The sequence below is a fragment of the Anoxybacillus sp. EFIL genome (assembly GCF_013096955.1).
In the GTDB taxonomy this organism is placed as follows: Bacteria; Bacillota; Bacilli; order Bacillales; family Anoxybacillaceae; genus Anoxybacillus; species Anoxybacillus ayderensis.
In genome coordinates, this window is record NZ_SDLH01000001.1 from 586,333 (window position 1) to 596,376 (window position 10,044).

Below are 10,044 nucleotides of genomic sequence, written 5' to 3' on the forward strand. Positions count from 1 at the left end.
CAAGACTATATAAGGGGGATAAACATGAAAAGGTGGAAAGATCGTAGCCTTATTTTCCGAACGACTTTTTTATTATCAACGATTGTTGCAATTGTATCCATTACCACTGTAGGCACAATGCTATACCAAGTTTCAAAAGAAGAAAAAGAGCTTATAGAGGAAGTTTCTGTAGAAAAAACGGCTTCATACGCCCATGAAGTTGAAGGAATATTTAATGGCGCACAAAAAGTCGCCCAATCGTTTGGGGAATATATGTTTTTTGCAAAAAGACATGGTCTCACCCGCGAACAAATATTGGAACATATGCACGATTTACTTGAGCGTAACGAGCAATTACTCGGCATTTATACGTTATGGGAACCGAACGCGTTAGATGGAAAAGATCGAGAATACGCCAATAAAGAAGCTCACGATGCCACTGGTCGCTTTATTCCATATGTTGTTCGCAGCGATGGAAAAATTATTGTCGAAGCAAGTATTGATTATGATAAAGAAGGAACAGGAGACTATTATTTAGTTCCTAAAAAAACAAAGAAGCCTCTATTACTCGAGCCATATACGTACACCGTCAACGGAAAAGATATATTGCTTACATCGTTAATTTTACCGCTTCTCGACCCGACAACGAACGAGTTTTTAGGTATTGTCGGTGTCGATTTTGAAGTATCGTTTTTGCAACAACTCGTAAGCAAAGAAAAACCGCTCGGCGGGTTTTTAAACTTGATTACTGGTGATGGCACGATTATTGCGAGCGGCGCAGGAGAACAGTTCATCGGAAAAACCATTACACTTGATAAAGAAAAAACAGTGCTAAAGCGCATCGCAAATGGGGAGCATTTTACTGACGAAATTTACTCACAACTTCTTCAAGATAATATGTTGCGCGCTTTCGCACCTATTGAATTTCCTCTGTTTGAAAAGAATTGGGCGCTCGTTTTATCTGTTCCATCTAGCACTGCATTTGAACGCATTGAAAAACTAGTCGTTAATGGGACAATCGGAATTTTATTTTTAATTTTACTACTCGCACTTTTTATCATTTTCACACTCCGACGTATTTTGCTTCCTGTCCGTCATGCAGCACATGTTGCTGAGCAAATTGCGCACGGTCAGTTGAACGTTCATATTGAAGCATTACCGTATAACGATGAAATCGGCAGATTAACAAAAGCGATGAAAACGATGGCAGAAAATCTTCGTGAACAAATCGGAACATTAGCCGATGAAAGCAAGCTGCTAACAGACGAAGCAGAGCGCATCGCAACAAACGCAGAACAAAACAGCGAAGCAAGTGCTTACGTCCATGAAGTGATGAGTGAAATGACGGAACGAACAACTTCACAAACAGAAGCGTTGCTAGAAAGTATGAAAGCAATGGAGGAAATGGCGATTGGCGTTCAAAAACTAGCGGAGTCGACATCAGAAGTAGCCGACTCTGCAAAAGAAATGTCGGATGAAGCAAAACGAGGAAAAGAGCACCTAGAACAAACAGTGAAACAGATGAACCAAATTCGACAATCGTTTTCTCTTATTTCTAAACAAGTAAATGATCTCACATCTTACTCCGAACAAATCGGACATATTGTTGCAACAATTAGCACGATTTCATCGCAAACGAATTTGCTTGCTTTAAATGCCGCCATCGAAGCTGCCCGTGCGGGAGAATCAGGAAGAGGATTCGCCGTTGTTGCAGAAGAAGTACGAAAACTAGCCGAACAAGCGGACGATGCAGCAAAACAAGTGAGTGAACTCATTGGACGCGTTCAACATCAAGTAAAAGAAGTAGAAGAAGTAACAAAACAAGGAGCGGACGACATTCAGCAAGGCAGTACGGTGATCACGAATACTGCTCAAACATTTGAACGAATTGTTCAAAAAACAGATGTCGTATCGGAAGAAATTCAAGAAATATCTGCCGCAACCGAACAAATGTCGGCTGGTGTTGAACAAGTGACAGCATCGATTGAAAATATTGTTGAAAACGCAAAAGATGTTCAGTACGACATCCAACAAGCAACAAATTCAGTGGATGAACAAGCGAACATTTCAAAACAGCTAGATGAATCATCGAAACAGCTGGCTAGCATCTCATCTAAATTACAGCAACTTATTCAACGATTCAGTTTGTAGATCAGCCATTGGCTGATCTACTTTTTTTTCTCTTCAAGTACCTTTAAAATATAAGAAACGATGAAATAAATGTGCACCCGTTTCTTTTCATCTACTTGACGTAAAGCCTTTATGATCTCCTCTTCTATTTTGTGATGTCTGTTTTCGTATTCATTCGCTACTAGCCAATCTATCGAAACATCTAGCGCCCTACTAATTGGAATAAGCAAATCAACTCTTGGTGTTACCGTTCCATTCACTATTTTATTGATCGTACTTTTCGGTTGACCTGTTTGTTCGGCTAAATCTTTTTGCTTTAAATTCAACTGCTTAAGTCGCTGCTTAATTCTTTCACTGATGACCACTTTTACATCATCCACATTTACCATTCCCTTCATTTTTTGTTTCTTTTTTTGGATTTTTTTATTGAAAAATTCCTAAAAAGAAACTATAATATTACACAAATAAACCTTTCTTCATCTTTTGCTATCATAACAAGGCGGTGAATTCATGGACGTTTATGCTCATGCAAAACGGACCATTATGATCGGAGTAGTATGTTGTTACACATTTATCGCATGCGTGCTGGCATGCATAAATATTTCTAAATTTTTTTACATCGCAAGTGTATGGTTCATTACTATTATTCTCTTCCTTGGATTTTTTTTAAAAAAAGAACAAGAGTTGCAGTCTTTGAAAAATAAAGAAAATGATAGTCATATTTATCAATATGTTTACTCTTTAAGACGATTCCCGACAAAAATCATACATATTGTTTTTTTCTGTTTTATGTGTTTTTTCGTTCTACTATTTTTCATTCAATTACCTAGCATGCATTTGCTTTTATCAGCGTGTTTATACGGCATGTTTCACAGCATTCTTTTTTATGTCATCAATCGCTCATTACTGAAGGTAATTGAATATGATGTAGATTATTTTTTTCATCTAGGATACCGAAGTGCTATCATAGCGTCAGATTTTCCACACACGTCAACTTTCAAAAGATTCATCCATTATGGAGTGGGTGGCGTTTCTTTATCAATTATGTATGTGTTGACGATTCATCGTATGTTTATTCAAAGCAATCCGAACGAGCATGTTGTTTTTTTCATCATATCAATCGCCTTTTTAGCTTTTTTCGTGATATTTTATTTAGCAGTAAGTTACGCCGTATCCGAACATATAAAAACAACCATCTACACCTTAAGAGAACGGGCGATGCGTGAAGAAATTCCAAATGTGTATACCGATGAATTTTCCATTCTCACCCACACTTTAAATATATACAACGATCCGACAAAAAAAGCTTTACGTCTGCTAGCGAAAATTGAAAATAAAAGCGATGAACATAAATATATTGCTGATCATTCACGACGTGTTGCTTATTATTGTCTACAAATTGGACAGCTAGTTGGCTTGCAAGATCGCCAATTAAACAGTTTATACCAGGCTGCCCTTCTTCACGACATTGGTAAAATAGGTATACCTGACTATATTTTATTAAAAAAAGGGGCGTTATCTAAAGATGAATTTTCATTCATTCAGCAATACCCGAATATAAGCCACTTTCTTGCTGAAACAGTTTTTCAAATCGAGGATAAAGATATTCTTACAGCTATTCTTTTCCATAAAGAATGTTTGGATGGAACAGGCTACCCTAATCAATTAATAGATAAGCATATTCCAATTATGGCGAAGATTATTTCAATAGCAGATGCTTTTGATGCGTTAATGTCAACAAGACCTTATCGACAAAAGAAGAGCAGAGATGAAGCGATTCACATATTAAAGAGTGGAAGTGGTATCAAATGGGATGAACATATATTAAATAAATTTATAAATTTATTTACAAAAAAAGAAATAAATATAATAAATTAGCGATAAGAAGGTGTATCTTCATATCGCTTTTTTCTTGCACGGAAAGGGGATTTTTTCGTTGAACTGTATACATTTATTAAAAACTACACTTTCTTGTTTTGAACATTCTATCGCTCAGCCAACAGTCCTTATTGTTGATGGAGAAATTATTTTTTCATACGATTCATCGGAGGATATAAAATATTTTTTTTATAAAAATGAATCTTATTTGAAACAACAGACAGCCGACATTTCACGACCAATGTTATTGCAATACGGATTAACTAATTGGATGGTTTTCCCTATAGAAACAAAAATAAAGAATTGTGAAGCATTATTGTTTGTTTCATATCCATATCACAATGATACCCATCATTACATCACATGCTTAATTGAGACACTCGCACTTATTATTCAAAAAAAATATAGAGACGAATTGCTCGCATTAGAAATCAAACAGTTATCAGAAAGAGAGAAACAAATCTTCTTCCTCATATTGAAAGGATACAGTAACAAAGAAATTGCGCGAGAGCTTGTTTTAAGTCAACATACAATCAAAAACCACGTGAATAACGTATTTCAAAAGCTTGACGTCAAGCGTCGTTCTCAGCTTATCGCAAAATTTAACCATTTTTTATAAACTGGGGGATTCGTATGGACATTTATGTTGGAAGACAACCGATCTTAAATAGAAAAGATGAAGTGATTGGATATGAACTGTTGTATCGAAGCGGGGAGCAAAACGTCTACAATGCTATCGATGGAGACCGTGCGACGATCGATGTACTAGTCAATAGTTTTATGAATATAGGTATAGAAAGATTAACAAATGGGGCTAGATGTTTTATCAATTTTACTGAAACATTGTTAAAGCGCGGTTTACCTTTTTATTTTCCAAAACATTTGATTGTTGTTGAAATTTTAGAATCTATTCCTTACTCCGATGAGTTGCTAAACATATGCAGAAAGTTAAAAAAAGAAGGATATATGATTGCACTTGATGATTTTGTATGTTCAAATCAATATATCCCCCTTCTCCCATATGTAGATATTATAAAAATTGATCTTTCTAATCAAACAAACGATCATGATTTCAAATATTATATTGAACAATATAACATTAAGCTGCTCGCTGAAAAAGTGGAAACGAAGGAACAACTAGAACAGGCGAAAAAAGAAGGATTTTGTTATTTCCAAGGATATTTTTTCAGTAAACCAATTGTCATTAAAGAAAAGGCATTGCCGAAAATGTCACACGCTTCACACCTCACTTTAATTCAGCAAATGAATAAAAATGAATTAGAATTCGAGGAAGTTGTTCAAACAATTGAAAGTGATCCAACATTAACATATCGTTTACTAAAAGCTGTGAATGCTTCTTTTATTTCATATTCACCAAAAATTAAATCGATTCGTCACGCAGCTATTTTACTCGGAACAAACCAATTAAAAAGCTGGCTAACTGTGTTAGCATTACAAGAACCAAACGAACCGTTTAAAAACGAAATCATTGTAAATAGTTTAATACGTGCGAAAACGCTCGAACAGTTAGCAGATCTCATTCACTTGCGCGATGAAAAAGACGTTTTATTTTTTATGGGAATTTGTTCATCGCTTGATTTATTGCTTCAACGCCCACTGCAAGAAATATTGCAAGAATTACATGTCGATGAAGCGATTCAACATGGTCTAAACGGACAAAAGAGTATGTATTCCATTTTGTATCATCTTGTCATTGCACTAGAAACAAACGATACAAACAAATTGAAAGAGATAACAACTACTTTAAACATTGATTTATCAAAAGCATTTGCGATTTATCAACAAAGTATTGAATGGGTTGTTGAATTACAAAAAGATATACAAGTAAAATAAAAAGGCTTTTCACAAGCCTTTTTATTTTACCTTAAACTTATTCATCATCTCTGTCAGTTCATCAGCTAACTGTTCAACTTGCTTTGCTTGTTCAAAAACTTGTTGAGCTGCTGCTGCTTGCTGTTCAGTTGCCGCGCTCACTTCTTCAATGCTAGCCGATGCTTCCTCTGTTACTGCTGCGACATCTTGCATATGCTCTGCAATTGTTTTCGTATCACTTTGCACAGTATGAATGCGAGAGATCACTTGATCACTTCGTTCGCTTGCGCTCGTCAAGTTGTGTGCAATATGTTGGAACGCTTGTTTCGCTTCACTCACTCGTTCAAAAGCAAGATTCGCCACTTTACTGCCTTCTGTCACAATCACGATCGCTTGTTCTGTATCGCTATATGTTTGCTGGATCATTTGCGCAATTTTATCTGTTGCTTTTTCTGTTTCTTCTGCTAGTTTTCTCACTTCTCCCGCTACAACAGCAAAACCTCTCCCTGCTTCTCCCGCTCTTGCTGCCTCAATCGAAGCATTCAATGCTAATAAATTCGTTTGCGATGTAATATGACTAATCACATTAACAATTTCTCTCACTTCTTTTGAACGTTCACCTAATCGTTTCATCGCCTCAACTGCATCTCTTGAATGTTTAGTTGCCGACATCATCGCTTCGCTCATCGTATGAAGAATCGTTTCTCCTTGTATCGACACTTGCTTTGCTTCTGCCATCGCTTTTTCCATCTTTTCAGCTTCTTCAATTAATCGCTGTAATTCGTTCATCATGCGATTGACTCGTTCTGTTACATCTTGAACAGAATGTGCGATTGCTGTGGAACCGTGAGCCATTTCGCTCATCGTCACTGCCACTTGGTTTGTTGTTTGCTTCGTTTCGTCACTTGCCACAACAAACGTTTGAGCATATTGACGAAGCTGCTCAGCTGAATCGTGCAACTGTTGTAGCATATGGCGCATATGATGAACCATTTGTTGAAAATATTGTCCGAGCTGTCCTACTTCATCTTCGCTTCGATGGTCGATCGTTACCGTTAAGTCACCGCTCGCTACTTCTTTCGTTAATTGGCTTAATTTTTGCAACGGACGGACAAGTCGTGAAGCAAATAAAACGATTATAACAACCGCAAATAACACAACAACTCCCGCCGTAACAAACGATAAAATCGCTAAATAATATAACTTTTCTGTCGCTTCATCGACAGGCACAGTAAGCACAAGCCCCCATCCTGTCGACTCAATCGGTGCATAGAAGGCGTATTTTTTTATCCCTTCAAATTCATATATCCCCATTCCTTTTTTGCCATCTAACGCCCGTCTTAACAATGAAACGAGCTGATCATTTTTTTCCTTCAATAAGTTTTTCTCTAATACGTATTCTTTTTTCGGATGCGCAATGAGCACTCCGTCTTGCTGAATTAAATACCCATATCCCGTTTTCCCAACATCCACGTGAATGACTAAGTTTGTTATTTCTTCTGTTTTTACTGTCCCTAATAGTACGCCAATAATTTCTCCTTTTTCACGAATAGGAGAAGCAATGACAATGACTTTTTCCCCAGTCGCACGTGAAACGATCACATCAGAAATGGACGTTTTCCCTTTTAAAGCCTCTTGAAAGTATAGGCGATCACCAATGGATAATTCTTTTCCATTCGCGTACGCTTTTCCATTCCGATCAGCAACGGCAATCAGCTCAAATGTTGACCACGTTTTTTGGATATGAGCAAGTCTTGTCTCATTTTTTTGTAGCTCAACAACATCCCATCCACCTTCACTGCTCAATCCTTCAATTAATTTTTTATGATCGGTAATCCACTGATTGACCGCTGTTTGCAGTCGTCCAAGCTCTACTTGAGCCGTCTGTTCAAATTGATCCTCTAAAAACTGCTTTGCTTTTTGATGGTTCAAATATGCCACTAAAAATAAAGAAATAATGACAAGAGGCATAATGACTAACAGTAGCTTCCCCCTAATACTTTTCATAATCTTCCCCCTAACAAACAAATGTTTTATATATGTATTATCATAAATAAAATAAGTATGTAATAAAAGTAGGTAATTTTGACGATTATGATACATTTTAAATAAAATATTTATCTCTATTTTATATATTGAAAAATCAACATCTTTCGACAATAATAGACATATACTCTAATGTAAAAGGAGGGACGAAAGAGGTGGAAGAAAAAATACGCTTGCCACACGCTCTTTTCTCAAGTGAACAATTGCTATTTCATATGATGGATCAATTGTTCGATATCGTTTTTTTAATGAAAGTCGAAAAAGGACCGCGGTTTCGTTACGTGCGCGTTAGTCCGACAGCCCTCCATTTAGCGAATTTACGCGAAGAAGATATAGGAAAATATATTGAAGATGTGTATGATGAACATGTCGCAAATCATTTAAACTTTCAATATATAAGAGCATGCAAAACAAAGTCGCTCGTCACTTTTCGCGATCGAATGAACGTAAAAGATGACATCCGTTTTGCGGAATCTACGTTAATTCCTCTTTTGAACGAAAAAAACGAAGTATCATATATCGTCGCATGTACGCGTGAAATTACCGATATGCTAAAAAAAGAAGAACAGCTAGAAGAAGCACAACAACTAATTGACTCTTTATTTACCCACTCGCAAGAAGCTTTTATTTTATTTGATTTATTCGGGCATATTATTCGCGTCAACGAAAAAACAGAACGTTTATTTGGACTGCAACAAAAAGACATTGTCGGGAAAACACTTTTCGACATTATTCCTGTATATAAAGAAAATATCAATCAAACGTTACAACGATTAAGCGAAGGAAAACCGTTACATGCCATTCGCCTAACGATGAAAACGAAAAACGGTGAGATGATATACGTTTCTGTAAACGCATCTCCTTTATTTAACAAAGACGGAAACATTATCGCAGGCTTTGCTAGCCTTTTAAATATTACGGATCTCATCCAAACGCAAAAACAATTAAAGCAAAGCGAAAAATTACATCGTCATGTCGTGGAAACATTTCCTAAGGCGATCATCATTTGTACCGATCAACAAATCACGTATGCGAATACAGTCGCTCTCCATATGTTCAAAGCATCAACGATCGAAGACGTCCGAAACAAGCCAGTCCAACAATGGATTCATACCGTCCCAGAGCCAACCATCACAACAATCGACGGCGAAACAATCCCTGTACAAATCGACATCCTCCCGTTCCCGTACGAAACAAACAGGACTGAACTGATGATCATTAAACCGAGCGAACCGATCGTTGTACATGAAAATAAAAACGTATATATAAGTCGGACAGAATTTATGGAAAGGCTAACCGATCTTCTTCTTGCGCACGAAGGTGTCGCTATTCTTTTAGTTGATGTACATCAATTTAAATTTATCAATAGCTTTCTCGGCTATGAAAACGGCGACGAAATATTAAGACAAATAAGCATGCGCCTTCATAACACGATACATCCAAAAGCGATTTGGACGCGGATGAATGGCGATCAATTCGCAATTGCTCTTTCGTACGAAAGCCAGGAAGAAGTAAAGCAGTTCGCCAACGTGATAAAAGAGGTGCTCATCGAGCCATATCCGATCGCTCAACAACAAATTCGCATCGGCATTCATATTGGAATAAGCTACGCATACGATGCAAAGTTATGTGCGGAAACGCTACTTAACAATGCCGAAAAAGCGTTATATTTTGCGAAATTGGAAGGAACAAGCGGGATTAAACCATACAAAGCGCATATGTCGGACGCTTTTACCCGCAAGATTCAGCTTGAAAACGCCCTTTCGTCAGCAGTGAAAAACGGAGAACTTTTTTTGCTTTATCAGCCAAAAATCAATTTCTACGCACGTTCGTTTAGTGTCGAAGCGCTCGTTCGTTGGAAACATCCTCAGTTTGGCTTTGTGAGCCCCGCCGAATTTATTCCAATGGCGGAAGAAACGAACGTCATTCACGACATCGGAAAATGGGTGTTGCGTCAAGCGTGTCGCGATCTTTCGCTTTTGCGCCAACATACGACGGACTGTATGAAAATCGCTGTCAACTTATCTGCCAAACAATTGCTAGACGAACAACTATATACATCCAAATTGACATTTTAACCTCTGGTTCATGCAGCACACCCGATGCGGCGTAACACCTCATCTGGGTGCTGTAAGACATGTTGTTCAAACCGAGTAATCGACTGGGCGATGTCCTTTT

Annotated in this window: 7 protein-coding genes; 5 read left to right on the plus strand and 2 right to left on the minus strand. The window is 37.3% G+C overall.

All coding sequences use genetic code 11. The annotated features are described in order from the left end of the window. Nucleotides 1-24 precede the first annotated feature (24 nt). A complete protein-coding gene (locus tag ES017_RS02965; protein ID WP_171334753.1) occupies nucleotides 25-2,130 on the plus strand; it encodes a methyl-accepting chemotaxis protein in 2,106 nt (701 codons plus the stop codon). 17 nt (nucleotides 2,131-2,147) lie between these two features. Here the strand turns inward: ES017_RS02965 and ES017_RS02970 are convergent, their stop codons facing one another. Then, entirely contained in the window at nucleotides 2,148-2,498 is a 351-nt protein-coding gene (locus ES017_RS02970) for a helix-turn-helix domain-containing protein (RefSeq protein ID WP_244463792.1), read from the minus strand. 121 nt (nucleotides 2,499-2,619) lie between these two features. Here ES017_RS02970 and ES017_RS02975 point away from each other — a divergent pair, with 121 nt between their 5' ends. Genes ES017_RS02975 through ES017_RS02985 form a run of 3 tightly spaced genes read left to right on the plus strand, consistent with a single transcriptional unit; the run spans nucleotide 2,620 to nucleotide 5,841 of the window. Then, complete coding sequence (locus ES017_RS02975; RefSeq protein WP_042534571.1) at nucleotides 2,620-3,987, plus strand: HD-GYP domain-containing protein; 1,368 nt, start codon at nucleotides 2,620-2,622, stop codon at nucleotides 3,985-3,987. A 58-nt stretch (nucleotides 3,988-4,045) separates the two neighbouring features. Further along, nucleotides 4,046-4,606, plus strand: coding sequence for a response regulator transcription factor (locus ES017_RS02980; protein ID WP_042534573.1), 561 nt, complete (start codon nucleotides 4,046-4,048; stop codon nucleotides 4,604-4,606). A gap of 14 nt (nucleotides 4,607-4,620) precedes the next feature. Beyond that, nucleotides 4,621-5,841, plus strand: coding sequence for an EAL and HDOD domain-containing protein (locus tag ES017_RS02985; RefSeq protein ID WP_042534575.1), 1,221 nt, complete (start codon nucleotides 4,621-4,623; stop codon nucleotides 5,839-5,841). Nucleotides 5,842-5,862: 21 nt separating this feature from the next. Here ES017_RS02985 and ES017_RS02990 read toward each other — a convergent pair whose 3' ends face one another. Continuing rightward, a complete protein-coding gene (locus tag ES017_RS02990; protein ID WP_042534577.1) occupies nucleotides 5,863-7,827 on the minus strand; it encodes a methyl-accepting chemotaxis protein in 1,965 nt (654 codons plus the stop codon). 194 nt (nucleotides 7,828-8,021) lie between these two features. Between ES017_RS02990 and ES017_RS02995 the strand changes: the two genes are divergently transcribed. After that, complete coding sequence (locus ES017_RS02995; protein WP_244463790.1) at nucleotides 8,022-9,944, plus strand: PAS domain S-box protein; 1,923 nt, start codon at nucleotides 8,022-8,024, stop codon at nucleotides 9,942-9,944. Nucleotides 9,945-10,044 lie beyond the last annotated feature (100 nt).

Coding starts and splice junctions, on each gene's coding strand:
- ES017_RS02965 (WP_171334753.1), top strand. CDS start 25: ATGAAAAGGTGGAAAGATCGTAGCCTTATTTTCCGAACGACTTTTTTA.
- ES017_RS02970 (WP_244463792.1), bottom strand. CDS start 2,498: ATGGTAAATGTGGATGATGTAAAAGTGGTCATCAGTGAAAGAATTAAG.
- ES017_RS02975 (WP_042534571.1), top strand. CDS start 2,620: ATGGACGTTTATGCTCATGCAAAACGGACCATTATGATCGGAGTAGTA.
- ES017_RS02985 (WP_042534575.1), top strand. CDS start 4,621: ATGGACATTTATGTTGGAAGACAACCGATCTTAAATAGAAAAGATGAA.
- ES017_RS02990 (WP_042534577.1), bottom strand. CDS start 7,827: ATGAAAAGTATTAGGGGGAAGCTACTGTTAGTCATTATGCCTCTTGTC.